A 15,794-nucleotide genomic window follows, 5' to 3' on the forward strand; every position below is an offset into this window, starting at 1 on the left:
CGGGGAACTGCGCAATCTTTTAGGGGGGTCTGGGGGCGCAGCCCCCAGGAACGGATGGGACGGGTAGGGGCGGCGGGGGCGAAAACCGGCCCCGACGACGTCACCTCACCGGAAACGCCACATCGCACACCGCGTCCTCCGGCCCCGCCGCGTCCCAGTCCGCGAAGTAGACCTCACGGCAGGGACCGTCGTACGACAGCCCCTGTTCGGTGATCCACGCCTCGACGGCCTCGAACGCGGCGAGGATCTGGGGGTGGGCGACCTGGGCCTTGGTGATACGGGCGTAGGCGAGCCGCTGGGCGGGCTCGACCCGGACCTGGATTCCCCGGGCCCGCGCCTGCCCCTCGGCCCAGACCCGCGCGGCGTCCGCGTCGGCGACCGGTACGCACGACTCGGCGGGCCCGTCGCTCTCGTTGCTGACCTCGGCGTAGTAGACGACGAAGGGGTCTCCGGTGATCCCCCCGGCCTCCCGGGCGCCCTCCTCCAGCCGCCCCAGCGCGGCCGGGATCCAGACCGGCAGCTCGTCCGCGAGCAGGTGCCGCTTCTCCGTCAGCACCACGCGCTCGGGCACCTCGACCGTCTCGACAACGAACTTCCCGTACATCTCCGAACTCCTCCCGGACAGTCGTCCACGGAGGTACTCGGCCAGCGTCCGCTGCGAGGCGAACCGCGCCTCGGTGTCCGCCCAGTACGCGTCGAGGAGGCCGGCGGCGGCGGAACCCTCCGCCGCCACCACCTCCGCGATCCGCGCGAGCGGCATGTCGAGCTGCCGCAGCAGCGCGACGAGCCGGGCGCGTTCGACCTGGTCGGCGCGGTAGTAGCGGTAACCGCTGACCTCGTCGACGTGCGCCGGGGCCAGCAGCCCCAGCCGGTCGTACAGCCGCAGAGCCTTCGGCGAGAGCCGGGCCCGCGCGGCGAACGCACCGATCGTGAGCAGTTCCTTGTCCACGAGCACATCCTCCGTCACCGGGCACCTTCCGCCCGGTGACATGGAGACTCGACCCTGCCCCAGGGGCAAGGTCAACCGGCGAGCTGCTTCTCCACCGCCGCGACGACCTCGGCCGACTCCGGCTCGGTCTGCGGCGAGAAGCGGGCGACGACCGCGCCGTCCCGGCCGATCAGGAACTTCTCGAAGTTCCAGCGGATGTCCCCGCTGTGGCCCTCGGCGTCCTCGGTGCCGACCAGCCGCTCGTACAGCCCGTGCCGCGCGTCGCCGTTCACCTCGACCTTCTCGGTGAGCGGGAAGGTCACGCCGTACGTGGCGGAGCAGAACTCGGCGATCTCCTCGGAGGTGCCGGGCTCCTGCCCGAGGAACTGGTTGCAGGGCACGCCGAGGACGGTGAAGCCCTGGTCGGCGTAGCGCTCCTGGAGCCGCTCAAGGCCCGCGTACTGCGGGGTCAGCCCGCACTTGGAGGCCACGTTCACGATGAGGACGGCCTTGCCGCGGTACTGACCGAGATCGGCCGAACCGCCCTTGAGTGCCCCGATTTCGACGTCAAGTACAGAATTCTCAGTAGTCATACAGCGATGCTAACCAGCGTGCACGGGCCGCTCGAAGAAGGTCTCCAGGACGACCGTCGCCTGTGTTCCGCTGACCCCGTCGATCGCGTACAGGCGGCGCAGTACGTCCTGGAGCTGCTCGGTCGTCGCGGTACGCACCTTCACCAGCAGCGAGGCGCTGCCCGCGATGACGTGGGCCTCCTGGATCTCCGGTACGGCGGCGAAGGCGTCGGCCCGCTCGCCCATCCACATGTTCGAGTCGACGAGCACGAAGGCGAGGACCCCGCGGTCGAGCGCCGCGGGGTCGACGTCGACCGTCGTGGCCCGGATGACCCCCTGTTCACGCAGCTTGCGCACCCGCTCGTGCGCGGCGCCCGCCGACAGGCCGACCGCCTTGCCCAGCACGGCGTAGGACTGGGTGGCGTCCTGCTGAAGCAGTGCGATCAGCTGACGGTCGATGTCATCCACTCGTTTCATGGAAAGACCATATCTCGTTCGGCGGTGGGCGTGTTACGTTGAATCACGTCCTGATCATTGTTGCTGAGGGGGAACCATGTCCGGCCACATCGTCGAAGGCCTGTACGAGATCCTGGACGACCGCTTCCGCACCGGCCGCTGTGTCAACGGCGACAGCAGGCTGGAGGTGCTCCACTCCGGCTGCCGCTGGGCCGAGGGCCCGCTCTACGTGCCCGCCTGGCGTCAGCTGATCTGGAGCGACATCCCGAACGACCGCATCCTGCGCTGGGACGAGGCCACCGGCACGACCGGCCTCTTCCGCGCCCCGGCCGGTCACAGCAACGGCAACACCCTCGACCGCCAAGGCCGCCTGGTCACCTGTGAGCAGGGCAACCGCCGCGTCACTCGCACCGAGCCCGACGGCAGCGTCACCGTCCTCGCCGACCGCTACGACGGCAAGCGGCTCAACAGCCCGAACGACGCGGTCGTCCGCTCCGACGGCACGATCTGGTTCTCCGACCCGGACTTCGGCATCACCAGCGACTACGAGGGCCACCGCGCCGAGTCCGAGATCGGCGCCCGCAACCTGTACCGGATCGACCCGGCGACCGGCGAGGTCACGCTCGCCGCCGACGGCTTCGACGGGCCCAATGGCGTCATCCTCTCGCCCGACGAGAAGCGGCTGTACGTCTCCGACTCCCGCGCCGCCCGCGTCCACGTCTTCGATGTCCGCGACGACGGCTCCCTCACGAACGGCAAGGTCTTCGCCGAGGCCAAGGACGACGTTCACTTCGACAACATCCGCTTCGACGACGAGGGCCGCCTGTGGGCCGCCGCTCTGGCGGACGGCGTGCACTGCTACGCCCCCGACGGCGACCTCATCGGCCGGCTGCTGGTGCCCGAGACGGTCTCCAACATCGCGTTCGGCGGCCCGAAGAACAACCGCCTGTTCATCACGGCGTCCACGTCGCTGTACTCGCTGGTGATGTCGGTGACGGGAGCGCCACGCGTCTGAGCCTCACGCACCTCACGCGCATCACCTGTCTTGCGCGCATCACGTGCCTTGCGCGGCCCGCACCAGCACCTCACCGGCCGCCGTCCGCGAGTACAGCACCGACCGCCCCGCCCGCCGCCGTTCCACCAGCCGCGCGTCCAGCAGCACCTTCAGATGCCGCCCGACCGAGCCCAGCGCCTGCCCGGTCACGGCGACGAGCTGGCTCGTGGACATGGGGGAGTCGAGGAGGACGAGGACGCCGGCGCGGGCGGGGCCGAGGAGCGCGCCGAGGCTCTCCGGGACGGCCTCGCCGCCCACGTCGGTCAGGGCGCCCGCGCAGGGGTAGACGACGGCGTACCGGTGCGGCTCCTCCCAGCTCACCCACCCGGCCTTCGGCGTGACGGGCACGAAGAGGAGCTGGGCGCCGGAGATCTCGCGCGGCGGGTACTCGTGCAGGTTGACCTGGAGCCGGTTGTCGCCGAGCCACCGGGTGCCCGGCCGCAGCGCGTCCAGGGCCGCCGCCCAGCCGCCCTGACTGAGGTGCGCCGTCCGGGCGACGACGTCCGCCTCCAGGATGCGCCGCCGACGGTCCCAGTAGGGGCGTACGGATTCCTCCCATATGTAGGTGAGGAGACCGGCGGCGCGCTCGGGCAGGTCGTCGCGGCACGCGAGGTCGGCGGGGAGCGGGCCGCGCAGGGAGCGGGTGAGGTGGGCGCGGGCGGCCTCCGGCTTCGCCTCGCGCACCCGGGCGACTTCGGCCTCGAAGGACTCGTCGCCGTACGGGGTCGGGGTCAGGAAGTCGGCGATCCAGTCCCGGCCGAGGCCGGACCGGATCAGCAGCGCGGTGACCGGATCGGCGGCCAGGCGTCTTTGGTACGAGGGCAGGTGGGCGTTCAGCCAGGTGCGCTCGCCGGGGTGGGTGGCGGCGCCCACGTGCAGCAGCTTCAGGCTCGCGAAGGTCTCGGCGAGGGGGGAGAGGACGAAGCGGCTGCCGGCGAGGGTGTCGGCGTTGACCTGCCACCAGCCCATCCGCCCCGCCTTCCCCTCGCCCCTTGGTTTCGCGCCCGCGCGAAACAATAACGGCCGCCCGTCGCGTCCTCGCAGACTCCGCCCATGCGCAGCTATTCCGATCTCTTCCGCACGCGGGAGTTCACCCCGCTGTTCCTCTCCTCCTGCTTCAGGTCCGCCGCCTCGACGGTGAGCGGTCTGGCCCTCGCCACCCTCGTGTACCGGGCGACGGGCTCGCCGCTGCTCACCGCGCTGAGCATGTTCGGCCCGTCGCTGGCGCAGGTCGTCGGCGCGACGACCATGCTGTCGGCGGCGGACCGGCTGCCGCCGAGGGCGACCGTGGCGGGCATCGCGCTCGCGTTCGGGGCCGGTACGGCGGTGATGTCGATCCCCGGCGTGCCCGTCTGGACGATCTTCGCCCTGCTCCTGGTCCTCGGCCTGATCCAGTCCTTCGGCGGCGGGGTGCTGTGGGGTCTGCTGAACGAGATCCTCGCCAAGGACGGCAATAGCGGTAACGGCGGTAACAGCGGAGACGGCGGCAACAGCGGCTATCTGCTCGGGCGTTCGGTGTTCAACATGATGAATGGCATCGCGCAGATCACCGGGTACGGGACGGGAGGCGTCCTCGTCGCGCTGCTGTCGCCCCGTGTCACGCTCCTCACGGCGGCCGCGCTGTACCTGGCCGCCGCGGTGGTCGCCCGTCTCGGTCTGACCCGCCGCGCCCCGCGCGCCTTGGGCCGTCCCTCGATCGCGACGACCTGGCGCACCAACGCCCGCCTGTTCTCCTCGCCCGAGCGCCGGACCCTCTACCTCCTCCTCTGGATCCCCAACGGCCTGATCGTCGGCTGCGAGTCGCTGTTCGTGTCGTACGCGCCGAGCCGGGCGGGCGCGCTGTTCGCCTTCGCGGCGTTCGGGATGTTCGTGGGGGACGTGACGACGGGCCGTCTTCTGCCGCCCCGGGTGCGGGCACGCCTCGGCATCCCGTTCCTGCTGCTGCTCGCGACGCCGTATCTGGTGTTCGTGCTCCGGCCGGGCGTGGCTGTCGCGGCGGCCGCCGTAGCGGTGGCTTCCATCGGCTTCGGTTCGAGCCTGATGCAGCAGGAACGCCTGGTGGCCCTGATTCCCGACGAACTGAGCGGCCACGCCCTCGGGTTGCACACGGCGGGGATGCTCACCATGCAGGGCGTGAGCGCGGCGCTGGCGGGAGGGGTGGCCCAACTGACCTCGCCCGGTACGGCGATGACGGTGATGGCGGTCGCCTCGATCGCCGTGACGCTGACGCTGGCGCCAACGGTGGGAGGTGTCCGCGCCAAGGGGGAGCCAAGCGAGAGTGAACTCTCCCTGAATTGAGTCAAGTCGGGCGACATGGGTCACAACCACCCCACGGTCGCCAGGGTCGAAGGAGGTGACCAAAAAGCGCACACGAGCGCGCAGAAACACACCAGGGCACACCAAGGGGTAACCATGTTCAGTCGCCGCAGCCGCCGTACCGCAGCAGCAGTAGCCGCCTTGCCGAAGGCACTGGCGCTCGCCGCCGTGTGCGCCGCGGTCGCCGTCCCGACGGCGACGGCCCACGCCGCGACCGCCAAGAGCGCGTCGGCCAAGAGCGCGACGGCGAATGTCGTGGGCCAGAAGCTCTACTACACGGCGGCCGCGGGCCAGAAGAACAACCTGAGCATCACCTGGAAGCTCGGCGCGTTCGACCCGGCGTCCCAGCTCTCCGACTTCATCTACACCTTCGACGACTCCGTCACGATCGCCCTCGGCGACGGCTGTGTCCGCCCGGACGCCAACGACGACACCAAGGCGGTCTGCACGGTCACCGAGCCCAACACCTCGGCATCCGACCTCGACTCCCTGATCGTCGACCTCGGCGACGGCGACGACACCGCGACGACCGGCGACACCAGCGGCGGGTACACGAGGATCTACGGCGGCACGGGCAACGACACCCTGACCGGCCACGGCGTGGACGTCCTCTACGGGCAGGACGGCAACGACCACCTCTCCGGCGGCGGCGGGGTCTACGACGAGGGCGCGTACGGCGGCGCGGACAACGACACGCTCGTGAAGTGCCACGCCGAGTGCCACGGCGGCACGGGCAACGACAGCCTGTCGGGCACGAGTTCCGGCAACGCCCTCTTCGGCGACGACGGCAAGGACAAGCTGTACGGCAACGCGGGCGGCGACCTCCTCCAGGGTGGCCGCGGCAACGACTCCCTGTACGGCGGCACGGGCAACGACAAGCTGTACGGCAACAGCGGCGACGACCTGCTGCACGGGGGCGCGGGGACCGACTCCCTGTCGGGCGGCCCGGGCAGCGACAGGGTGTACCAGTACTGAGGCAACCGCCCGCCGGTTTTCGCCCCCGCCGCCCCTACCCGTCCCATCCCTGGGGGCTGCGCCCCCAGACCCCCAAAAGATTGCGCAGTTCCCCGCGCCCCTAAAAGGGGCGCGGGGAACTGCGCAATCTTTCAGACCAGCCCCCACTCACCCGCACCCGAACGAACCAGGGCGGGCGGGGGATCGCGGGGTGAAGCCCCGCGCCTTTAGGGGCGCGGGGAACTGCGCGAGCAACCCCCACCGCCCCGCAGTCAAAGAACAACCGCCACCCACCCAAGGGGCGCGGGGAACTGCGCGACCAGCCCCCACCCACCCCGCAATGGCCCGCCGTTGACACTCTCCGTGTCCGCCCGATAACTTCACGGCGTCGTCGCCACACCAGGAGCACGAGGCTCCATTGGGACTAGCGACGCGAAGGACACTCTCCAGTTGACTACTGCAACTGTTTCCGAGAGCCGGCACGTCACTCCCAGGCCAACCATCTCCGGCCTCTTCAGAGTTCAGCCTTACACCCCCCACTGCCAGGTCATCCACGCGGCGGGCGACCACGCCGTGATCGGCGTCTCGCCGGGCAACAGCTACTTCTCGGCCCGCCGGATCAACGACCTGGCCCGCTGGGGGATCGAGCATTTCGACCGCGTCGACTTCGTCTATACGGACCTCCATGTCGCGGACATGTACGAGGCGTTGGGCTACGCACCCGACGACGCCCGCCGCAAGGCGGTCAAGAACCTCCGGGGCGTACGCGCCAAGGTGACCGCCGCCGCCGAGGAGTTCGGCGCCGAGGGGCTCGCCGCGTACGCGATGTCCGACTTCGCGGACAACCCGGCGTACCGGCGGATCCACGACCACATTCGCGAACTCCTCGACACCGACGGGGAGTTCCGTCGGACCTGCGACTCCCTCGTGGACGCGTACCTCTCTTCGAAGGTCCTCGACGGACGGGAGGGCACCGCGCGGCAGCGCGAGGTCTGCCTCCAGTACGTCTGCGCCGAGGCCCCGCTGTTCCTGGACACCCCGGCCATCCTGGGCGTCCCGTCCTCCCTCAACTGCTACCACCAGCTCCTGCCGATGGCCGAGCTGCTCTACGCGCGTGGTTCGGGCCTGCGCGCGTCCCGCAACCAGGGCCACGCGATCGTCACGCCCGTCGGCCCGGAAGGAGTCACCGATGACGACCGCTGAGACGCTGATCGATTTCCCGTTCTCGTGGCGGGGCGACCAACTTCCTTCCGAGGTCGAGGAGTTGCGGTCATCGGCCCCGGTGCGCCGGGTGCGGACCATCGCGGGCGACGAGGCCTGGCTGGTCTCCTCGTACGACCTGTGCAAGCAGGTCCTGGAGGACGACCGCTTCAGCCTGAAGGACACCTCGGCGCCCGGCGTGCCACGCCAGTACGCCCTGACGATCCCGCCCGAGGTCGTCAACAACATGGGCAACATCACGGGTGCGGGGCTGCGCAAGGCCGTCCTCAAGGCGCTCAACCCGAAGAGCGAGGGCCTGGCGGACTGGATGCGGTCGTACGCCGCCGAACTGGTCGACGGCCTGCTGGCCGAGGGTGCCCCCGCGGACCTGCGCGGCGGCTTCACGGACCCGTACTCGGCGGCCATGCACTGCCACATCCTCGGCATCCCGCAGACGGACGCGCCCCGGCTGATGCGCAGCCTGGACATCGCGTTCATGAACTCCGCCTGCCCGGTCTCGGGCGCCAGGCTGAACTGGGACCGGGACATCGCGTACATGACCGCCCGCCTGGACGACCCGTCGACGACGGGCCTGATGCCCGAGCTGGCGGCCCTGCGCGAGGACCCGGAGTACGCCCACCTGACCGACGAGATGCTCGCGACGGTGGGGGTGACGATGTTCGGCGCGGGCGTCATCTCGACCTCGGGCTTCCTGGCGATGGCGCTCGTGTCGCTCCTCCAACGCCCGGAGCTGGCAGGGGAGTTGGCTGCGAACACCGCCCGCATCCCGGCCGCCGTGGACGAACTCCTGCGGGTCAACCTCTCCATCGGCGACGGTCTGCCCCGCCTGGCCCTGGAGGACGTACGGCTGGGCGAGGTGGAGGTCCGCAAGGGCGAACTGGTCCTGGTGCTGGTCGAGGGCGCCAACTTCGACCCGGCGCGGTTCCCGGACCCGTACCGCTTCGACCTCACCCGCGACAACAGCACCGCGCACCTCTCCTTCGGCGGTGGCCGCCACTACTGCCCGGCGACGGCCCTGGGGAAGCGGCACGCGGAGACGGCGCTGGAGGTGCTGCTGGAGCGGATGCCCGGCATCCAACTGGCGGTCCCGATCGAGCAGTTGGTCTGGCGGACGGGCTTCATGAAGCGCATCCCGGAGAGACTCCCGGTGATGTGGTGAGCGTGATGTCCGGCCGCTGAGACAGGCCCTGGCGGTCCAGACGGGCGAGGACCGCGAGGGCGCGCCGGTTGTCGGTGTCGGACGGCGGAAGGCCCGGCTTGGTGAAGATGTCGCGATGAGCTTGGCGACGGCCTTCTCCGAGACGAACAGGCCTTCCGCTGTCCCGGCGTTGGCGCGGCCCCGGGCGAGCCGGCCGAGGAGCGGGGAGTCCACCTGGGGTCCATGGCCGTTACTGGGAAGTCCCCTTCGTGGGCGGCTGCCGCCGCGTCCCGTAATAGCTGCGCGAGATGGACCACACGCCAAGGGGCATGGCGGGCAGCAGGGCCAGCCCCGACCAGGGCTCGGGAATCCGGCTCCGCAGGACGGTGACGCCGACGGCGACAGCCACCAGCCAGAGCATCAGCAGGGGACGTCGTACGACATGACGTGCGGCGCTCGTGAACTTCGGTCGCTCGTATGTGCGTTCAGCGCTCGTCGGCCGCATGGCTGGACGATAGCGGCCTGTTCCGTCCCGGGCTTTCCCAGGACACGATGTGCGCATGCGCCGCAGACAGCCCCTGACACCGACTCCGACACCGACGCAGGCACCGGCACCGGCACCATCGCGCGAGACCGAGCGCTGGACCTCCGCACCGGACCCGCTCCTCGCCCTGGCCCTGGGCGACCTGGCCTTCTACGAGCAGGTGCGTGACTCGGCCCGACGGTGGTACCGCCTGTCCGAGCTGGGAGCCCTGACCACGTCCTCGTGCACGGTGGTGGCGGCGGGCCTGGGCGCTCCGGCGTGGCTGACGGCCCTCATAGCCGGGGGAGCCCTGTTCTTCACGGGCTTCCGTCAGGTGTTCGGCCACGGCCCCCGCTACGTTCTGGCGGCCCAGTCCCGGGAGGGACTGCGCAGAGCCATCAACCGTTACCAGCTGCTCCCCGACTCGGCCCGCGACGAAGAGGCCCGCCAGACCCTCCTCGCCGCCGTCGAGAACGTAGGAGCCGAGGAACTCCGCCAGTGGTCCGACCAGCGCCAGCGCGCGACTACGGGGGGCAGCTCCCCGAGCTGACCGGGGCCCGGGCGAGAGGCACCTCGGATCCCGGATCGCTACAACCCCAGGGGCCCTCCAAGTGTCCAGGACATGACCGGGTGGCCAACGGCCACCCGGTCACCGTCCCGACCCCTGACCGACCCCGACGAGGAGACCAACCGTGCGTCAGCATCTCCGCCCCTCGGCAGCCCTCGTGGCCGCCGCCGCGATCGCCGCCGTCGTCCCCGTGGCCGTCGCCCCCGTGGCGCACGCCGAGGAGGGCACGCCCGAGCTGGTGATCTCGACGCTGCCGCGCGCCACTCCCCAGCCCGGCGAGACGTACGACCAGTCCGTCACCCTCACCAACAAGGGCACGGCGGCGGTGGACGGCGTCACCTTCCGTATCCGCCTGACCCGTGGCCTCGACTTCCCTGAGACCGTCGAGGGCTGCACCTACTCGACCATCGAGAACCAGGTGAGACAGGCGCTGTGCGAACTCGACACGGTCATCGAACCCGGCGCCTCCGTCACCACGCCCGTACGGTTCAAGGCGCTGCCCAAGGCGCTGATGGAGGCCGTCGAGTACGGCACCGGGCCAACCGGTGAGACCCCCATTGAGGGGTACGGCGACAGCTACAAGCGGCTGGCCCTGACCGCGGACAGCTCGGCGGACCTCGTGGCCGTCGGTGACGAGGCCGAGGCGGAGCCCGGCAGCACCGTGACGATGAAGGCGACGCTGCGCAACGACGGCCCCGGCTGGATCCAGAACCAGGAGAGCGACGACCAGACGGCACTCATGGTGCAGATCCCGCCCGGCACCGTCGCCACCGAAGTTCCCAAGGACTGCGAGCCGTTCGGCATCGACGGCCCGACCGGCCCGTCGGAACCGGGCAAGCCCCGCTACGTGTGCTCGCCCGCCGACCACACCATCGAGGTCGGCCAGTCGCTCACCTACTCCTTCACGCTCAAGCTCAAGAGCACCGTGCAGGACACCAAGGGCGAGGTGAGGGCGACCTCCGTCTACGACATCCACCCGGCGTTCGACAAGAACGCGGCCAACGACACGGCCGCCCTCACCATCGACGTACCCGGCCAGTCCGGCTCGGGAGGCACTACCACCGGCGGCGGCTCGGCAACCGGCGGCTCCGACACGGGCGGCGACGACAACGACCCCCAGCCGCAGTCCGCCGGCGGCACGGGCACGTCGGGCTCCACCTCGACGGGCACCTCGACCGGCGGTTCCACGGGCGGTTCCAGCAGCAGCTCCACCGGCAGCTCCACAGGCGGCAACCTGGCGAGCACGGGCTCGAACGGCACCCCGCTCCTCACCGCCGCCGCAGCCGCCGCCGCGGCACTCGGCGCCCTCCTGATCCTGGCCGTACGCCGGCGCGCGGGCACCAGGTCCTCCTGACGGCCGGCTGACCATCACGCCACGGCGGGCGCGTCCGGCAAGCTGCCGGACGCGCCCGCCGTGGCGTACGTATGGACTACTTCGTGGTCGTCACCCGCAGGGGCGCGAGGTTCGGGCTCGGGGCGGACAGGGTGCCGTTGGACAGCGGCTGAGCAGTCGTGGTCTGCGGTGCCGCGCCCTTGTAGTACGGCGTGTAGGTGTAGTGGGTGCCCACACCGATGGCCGCGCCGATCTTGGGGATGAGGGACGCGTCGACCGATCCCGTGCCGCCGAAGACGGCCACGTGGTGGAGGCTCGACGACATCCACATCAGGTACCGCTTGGTGTCGTACGGCAGCGAGGTGGGGTCGGTCCACAGCAGCGGACCGTAGGTGGTCATCGCCGACGCCGCGGAGACACCGCCCCGCCAGCTGCCCACGGAGGCCACCGCGGCATCCGACGGCAGCGACCACCAGAACTGGGCGAGGCTCCTGGCATTCGACTGCGGAGTGCCGCCGGCCACCCGGTAATAGCTGTACGAGCTGGGCCAGTTCGGCATCTTGCCGGCCTTGGACGCCTTGGCCAGCGCCGACTCGGCGTCGGTGCCCACCGTGATGATCTTCGTCGTGCTCGGCTTGTACTTGTTGAGGTACGTGGAGACCGACGACGTCATCGTCGAACCCTCGGTCAGCAGTACGACCGCGGTCCCCGAACCACCCAGGGAACCGGCGGCGGAGCTTGCCGCGAGGGCGTTGTGGTAGTCGGTGCCGGTCGCCAGGAAGACGTACGTCGGCGTGCCGATGACGGCCTTGGCCACGGCCACCGAGGTGGAGTAGCGCGAGACGTCGGACAGCCGCTTGGCCACGTAACCGAGCGAGGTCACCTTGGACGCCACCGCGCTGCTCAGGATCTTGGTGCCGCCGACCAGATAGACGGTCTTGCCCTTCGGCAGCATGCGCTTGAGCTCCGTCTGCACCGAGGAGTCCAGGCCCGTGCCGGAGGTCATCAGCACCGGCCCCCGCTTCTTGCCGGCCAGCGAGGCCGCGGTGGTGGCGTACGCGGAGTCGGACTTGCTGATGAGCACGGCCGCCTTGGCGGTCGTCAGCCCGGGGGTGCTCGTGCCGACCGTGTTCCAGGTCCACTTGGACGCGGCGATGTTGGTGTCGTACGTGTCGGAGCCGTAGACCCGGGAGATCGCGTTGTCCCGGACCGGCTGCCAGGCCACGTTGGTGCCGTCGGCCATGGGGACCTGTGTCTCGGTGCCCGTGCCGAGGTCGTGGAGCCAGACCTGCGGGCCGCTGGGGCCGGTGTCCGCGCTGCCGTTGAAGTAGATGTCGTACGCGATCCGGTTGCCCTGCGGGGACCAGGCGGGACGGTTGTGGTCGGTCGCGTCCGTGGTGAGCTGGGTCAGCCCGGTGCCGTCGGTCCTGACCGAGAAGAGCTGCTTGTGACCGTCGACGGACCGGGTGAAGGCGACCGACCGGCCGTCGGGCGAGACGCTCGGCTCGCTCGCGCCGCCGGCCAGCTTGGTGAACGCCCCGGATACGCCGTTGTAGACCCAGACGGCCGGGGCGCCCGCGGTACCGCAGCTCGTGCCCGTGCGGACGAAGGCGAGCATGCCGTTCACCGCGCCGCTGGGCTGCGAGTCGCAGCCGTCGACATCGGTGCCGAACAGGGCCTTGGGCGTGCGGCTGCCGTCGGCCGCGGCCAGCCGCAGCCGGCCACCGGCCGTGAAGACGACGTCCCCGCCGCCGTACCAGAAGGTCGGGTCGGCCGGCTGCCAGCCGCTGCCCGACGGCATGGCGGTGTCGTTGCCGGTGATCTCCGAGTCGGCCCATGACGTGCGGATCTCGCTGCCGTTCACGAACACGATCTGGCTGCCGTCGGCGGACCAGGCGCCCTGGTTGCCGGACGCGCTGAACGAGTTCCGCGAGGACCCGTCGGTGTTGGTGAGGTTCATCCAGCTACCGACGGTGTACAGCAGCTTCCCGTCGGTCGCGGGCCAGCCGCTGGAGGCGGCCGTCGCCGGCCCCGGAAGCGCGGCGACGAGCCCGGCCGCGAGCGCGGCGACGGTGGTGAGCGCCGCGGATCTGCGACGCGTACGCGTGTTCAAGGTGCCCCCACAAGTGAATCGATGGCTGCCGGGCCCCTCCCCCGAGGTAAACGGACAGCGTCATATGCGTCCGGACGGCAGCGCCGAAACCTTAATGGCAGGCTGTGACAGCTGTGAAGAGGGGGGCACTCCGCTGCGCGGCAGGTCACCCACCTTCACGGGCGAAGGCCCAAAGCAGGCCGGCGCCTCGTCGTTTCGTTTCCCGAAGGAGTGGGCGGCCGCGTCAGGAAGGCTCGGACGCCTCCGTGGACGGCCAGTTGGCCAGCCGGGCGCGGGCTTCCCGCGCGATGACCGGCCACGGGTCATCAACCAGACGCGCGACTGTCGACCGCGGCGAGTGCGGATGGCCCGCGACGATCCTCCGCACGGCGTCATGCGGATCGTCGGCCAGCTGTTCCAGCAGCTCGGGCGGGCAGTTGCGCTTGCCGGCCACCCGGTCCCGGACTCGCCAGTCGGAATCCTTGATCAGCTCGGCCAGAATCTCCGGCGGCGCCGTTCGGTTGTGCGCGGCCCAGAAACGCATGCCGGGATGGCTGCGCACCAGCTCCCACCAGACTGGCAGCGGCAAGGTCGCCCACGCCGAGCGGTTGTACTCCGCCGGGTCCGCACTCTCCCGCAGCCGGATGAACTCCTCCACGGAGGTGATCTCAGGGAAACGGTCCGCCATGGCAGTCAGTAAGCCACGACGTCCGGGCCAGAGCCAGACGTCAAGCCTTGGCGGAGATGCCGCGAACGCTTGGTTCCTGGGCTGACAAGTAGAGGGTGTGACCGTGTGGCGCGGTTGCGGAAGGGGTCTCATGAAACAGGAATCGGAACGGCAACCGGAGTCGGACGGCGAGGTGCCGGACGAGGGCGATCTGTTAGCCCGCTCGGCGCGCGACCCGGCGGCGTTCGAAGGGCTGGTCGCCCGCCATTCGGTGGCGCTCCACGGATATCTGGTGCGCCGGGCGCCCGCCGTGGCCGACGATCTGCTTTCCGAGGTCTGGCTCCAGGCCTACGCGAGCCGCCGGACCTTCGACAGCGCCCGCGGCACCGTACGCACCTGGCTGTTCGGCGTGGCCAGAAACGTCCTGGCCGCGCACTGGCGGCACACCGCACGCGAGCGGCCAGAGGCGGAGCCGGAACTGTCCGGGCGTGGGGCGGCGGAGACCGACCCGTGGCACGCGGTGGACCAGCGGCTCGACGCCGCCGCGCTCGCCCCGCTGGTACGGCGCACGCTGGCCGGGCTCCCGCACGTGGAGCGCGAGCTGATGCTGCTCGTCGCCTGGGAGCAGCTCACCCCGACCGAGGCCGCCATCGTGCTCGGAATACCCCCGGGCACGGCGCGCTCCCGGCTGCACCGGGCCCGCAACCGATTGCGCGAGGCACTCGAACCTGGTCCCGGTCCCGGTCTCGATCCCGGCTCAGGACAGGACTCACGCATCGCCCTGTCCGCCTCGCGGTCCTCACCCTCCTCGCACTCCTCACGCTCCTTGCCCTCCTCACGCTCCTTGCCCTCCTCACCGTCCTTACCTTCCACACCTTCCACGCCCTCCCGCGTACTCCGTTCGACAGGAGACTTGGCATGAACGAGCACGAGGTTCTCGACTTCCCCGGCGTGGACGCCCTGATCGCCGCCGGTGAAGTCGCCCCGCCCGACGCCGCGGTGGTCGATGCCGCACTGGCCGCGGTGCGCCTGGCCGCCGCCACCGACAGCGCGGACGCGCGCCTGGACGCCGGTCGGCCCCGGCGGCGGTTCGGCCGGACGCGCCGCAGCCGCATCCTGCTCTCCGCCGCCGTCGCGGCCGTCGTCGCCGGAGCGGTCGCCGTTCCGACGATCCCCTTCGGTGGAACACGGCCCGCGGCCAGTGCGGACGCGGCGTCCTTCCTGCACGAGGTCGCGAGCACCGCCGCTGACGCGCGCACCACTGATGCCCCCTACTGGAAAGTGCGCCGGAAGATGATCTACGGCGAGGACCGCACGGCCACAGGCTGGGGATCGCCCGTGAAGGTGGTCGGGGCCCGGAGCGGCGCTGCCACGAGCACGGTCTGGTTCAGCCGGTCGGGAATGATCAGCCGGGCCTGGAACGGGCAGTACGCGATGACTCCGGCGGGGAAGGAGCCCAACGCGCAGATGTCATGGCAGGTCGCCGGCCAGCAGGTCACGTGGGACGACCTCCGCAGGCTGCCGACCGAACCGCGCGCCCTCAAGGCGTATCTCTACAGCGGTACCCCGGACACGCCCGAGCAGGAGGCGGTCTTCAACGGCATCGTCACCCTGCTCACGGCCCCGGCGAGCCCCGAACTGCGTTCAGCGCTCTACGACGTACTCGCCGGACTTCCCTATCTCCGCCTCGTCGGTCCCGTGCACGACAGCGCCGGGCGAGCCGGGGTGGCCATCGAATACGACCTCGACGACGTGCGCAGCCGCGTCGTCATCGACCCGGAGACCGCGCTGCCACTTGAGGAGAAGACCACCACTCTCGGCGGCACCCACAACGGTGACCTCATCAGCGCCGTGACGTATCTGTCTCTGCGGCCGGTCTGGGATGCCCCCAAGGCCACGCCCTGGGACAAGATCCCGCCCGACCCCGACGATCCTCTCCGCAAGCTGGTTTCCAAGGCGAAGAAGTGAGGCC

Annotated in this window: 16 protein-coding genes; 9 read left to right on the plus strand and 7 right to left on the minus strand. The window is 70.7% G+C overall.

Annotation, left to right across the window (positions count from 1 at the left end; translation table 11 throughout):
- Window positions 1-100: 100 nt before the first annotated feature.
- The 3 genes from OIC96_RS27415 to OIC96_RS27425 are packed head-to-tail and all read right to left on the minus strand — an operon-like array spanning window position 101 to window position 1,968.
- Window positions 101-967, minus strand: a complete 867-nt coding sequence (locus OIC96_RS27415; protein ID WP_330305296.1) for a MerR family transcriptional regulator — start codon at window positions 965-967, stop codon at window positions 101-103.
- 53 nt (window positions 968-1,020) lie between these two features.
- Window positions 1,021-1,521 (minus strand): glutathione peroxidase, encoded by a 501-nt coding sequence (locus OIC96_RS27420; RefSeq protein WP_330305295.1) that lies wholly within the window; start codon window positions 1,519-1,521, stop codon window positions 1,021-1,023.
- A 9-nt stretch (window positions 1,522-1,530) separates the two neighbouring features.
- Window positions 1,531-1,968, minus strand: a complete 438-nt coding sequence (locus tag OIC96_RS27425; RefSeq protein WP_330310157.1) for an Lrp/AsnC family transcriptional regulator — start codon at window positions 1,966-1,968, stop codon at window positions 1,531-1,533.
- An 85-nt stretch (window positions 1,969-2,053) separates the two neighbouring features.
- Between OIC96_RS27425 and OIC96_RS27430 the strand changes: the two genes are divergently transcribed.
- A complete protein-coding gene (locus tag OIC96_RS27430; protein ID WP_330305294.1) occupies window positions 2,054-2,971 on the plus strand; it encodes an SMP-30/gluconolactonase/LRE family protein in 918 nt (305 codons plus the stop codon).
- A 39-nt stretch (window positions 2,972-3,010) separates the two neighbouring features.
- Here the strand turns inward: OIC96_RS27430 and OIC96_RS27435 are convergent, their stop codons facing one another.
- Window positions 3,011-3,979 carry an ArsR/SmtB family transcription factor gene (locus OIC96_RS27435; RefSeq protein ID WP_330305293.1) on the minus strand — a complete coding sequence of 323 codons (969 nt, stop codon included), beginning with the start codon at window positions 3,977-3,979 and terminating at the stop codon, window positions 3,011-3,013.
- Window positions 3,980-4,063: 84 nt separating this feature from the next.
- Here OIC96_RS27435 and OIC96_RS27440 point away from each other — a divergent pair, with 84 nt between their 5' ends.
- From OIC96_RS27440 to OIC96_RS27455, 4 genes are all read left to right on the plus strand, one after another.
- Window positions 4,064-5,308: an MFS transporter gene (locus OIC96_RS27440; protein WP_330305292.1), complete on the plus strand. Its 1,245-nt coding sequence runs from the start codon at window positions 4,064-4,066 to the stop codon at window positions 5,306-5,308.
- Window positions 5,309-5,422: 114 nt separating this feature from the next.
- Window positions 5,423-6,301, plus strand: a complete 879-nt coding sequence (locus tag OIC96_RS27445; protein WP_330305291.1) for a calcium-binding protein — start codon at window positions 5,423-5,425, stop codon at window positions 6,299-6,301.
- Window positions 6,302-6,730: 429 nt separating this feature from the next.
- Window positions 6,731-7,483, plus strand: coding sequence for a tRNA-dependent cyclodipeptide synthase (locus tag OIC96_RS27450; RefSeq protein WP_330305290.1), 753 nt, complete (start codon window positions 6,731-6,733; stop codon window positions 7,481-7,483).
- Window positions 7,470-8,660, plus strand: coding sequence for a cytochrome P450 (locus OIC96_RS27455; RefSeq protein WP_330305289.1), 1,191 nt, complete (start codon window positions 7,470-7,472; stop codon window positions 8,658-8,660). Before OIC96_RS27450 ends, OIC96_RS27455 begins: the two co-directional genes overlap by 14 nt.
- Before the next feature lie 229 nt (window positions 8,661-8,889).
- Here OIC96_RS27455 and OIC96_RS27460 read toward each other — a convergent pair whose 3' ends face one another.
- On the minus strand, window positions 8,890-9,144 hold the full coding sequence (locus OIC96_RS27460) for a hypothetical protein (RefSeq protein ID WP_330305288.1): 255 nt from the start codon (window positions 9,142-9,144) through the stop codon (window positions 8,890-8,892).
- 55 nt (window positions 9,145-9,199) lie between these two features.
- Here OIC96_RS27460 and OIC96_RS27465 point away from each other — a divergent pair, with 55 nt between their 5' ends.
- Complete coding sequence (locus OIC96_RS27465) at window positions 9,200-9,712, plus strand: SLATT domain-containing protein (protein ID WP_330305287.1); 513 nt, start codon at window positions 9,200-9,202, stop codon at window positions 9,710-9,712.
- A gap of 142 nt (window positions 9,713-9,854) precedes the next feature.
- Entirely contained in the window at window positions 9,855-11,084 is a 1,230-nt protein-coding gene (locus tag OIC96_RS27470) for an LPXTG cell wall anchor domain-containing protein (RefSeq protein WP_330305286.1), read from the plus strand.
- A 76-nt stretch (window positions 11,085-11,160) separates the two neighbouring features.
- Here the strand turns inward: OIC96_RS27470 and OIC96_RS27475 are convergent, their stop codons facing one another.
- Complete coding sequence (locus OIC96_RS27475; protein WP_330305285.1) at window positions 11,161-13,176, minus strand: cell wall-binding repeat-containing protein; 2,016 nt, start codon at window positions 13,174-13,176, stop codon at window positions 11,161-11,163.
- A gap of 223 nt (window positions 13,177-13,399) precedes the next feature.
- On the minus strand, window positions 13,400-13,843 hold the full coding sequence (locus OIC96_RS27480; RefSeq protein WP_330305284.1) for a hypothetical protein: 444 nt from the start codon (window positions 13,841-13,843) through the stop codon (window positions 13,400-13,402).
- A 130-nt stretch (window positions 13,844-13,973) separates the two neighbouring features.
- Between OIC96_RS27480 and OIC96_RS27485 the strand changes: the two genes are divergently transcribed.
- On the plus strand, window positions 13,974-14,744 hold the full coding sequence (locus OIC96_RS27485) for an RNA polymerase sigma factor (RefSeq protein ID WP_330305283.1): 771 nt from the start codon (window positions 13,974-13,976) through the stop codon (window positions 14,742-14,744).
- Entirely contained in the window at window positions 14,741-15,790 is a 1,050-nt protein-coding gene (locus tag OIC96_RS27490) for a CU044_5270 family protein (RefSeq protein ID WP_330305282.1), read from the plus strand. The genes OIC96_RS27485 and OIC96_RS27490 overlap by 4 nt, the downstream gene beginning before the upstream one ends.
- The last annotated feature ends 4 nt before the right edge of the window (window positions 15,791-15,794 follow it).

It is taken from the genome of Streptomyces sp. NBC_00775 (assembly GCF_036347135.1).
Classification (GTDB): Bacteria; Actinomycetota; Actinomycetes; order Streptomycetales; family Streptomycetaceae; genus Streptomyces; species Streptomyces lutosisoli.